Raw genomic sequence first — 227 nt, 5'->3', positions numbered from 1 at the left:
GACGATGCCGAGCTTCTCGTGGTGGGCCCGGACGCCGTCGCGCGTGTGGTACGGGCTCAGCTGGATCTGGTTGACGTCGGGCACCACCCCGGTGGTCTCGATGATCCGGTCCAGGTGGTGCGGCTTGAAGTTGGAGACGCCGACCGCCTTCAGCGTCCCCTCCCCCATCAGGTCGGCCAGGGTCCGGAAGGTCTCCACGTAGGCGTCCTGGGCGGGGTCGGGCCAGT

At 69.2% G+C, this 227-nt stretch carries 1 protein-coding gene; it reads right to left on the bottom strand.

What is annotated here, in order from left to right; translation table 11 throughout:
- Positions 1-227 (bottom strand): aldo/keto reductase (locus GTW08_RS09695; RefSeq protein WP_202416869.1); only part of this gene is annotated, 227 nt, incomplete at both ends.

Origin of the sequence: Pseudonocardia sp. SID8383, from assembly GCF_009864975.1 — a bacterium.
GTDB classification, from domain to species: Bacteria; Actinomycetota; Actinomycetes; order Mycobacteriales; family Pseudonocardiaceae; genus Pseudonocardia; species Pseudonocardia alni.
The sequence above is the reverse complement of the archived record's forward strand: the minus strand, read 5'-3'. Positions and strand labels throughout refer to the sequence as shown.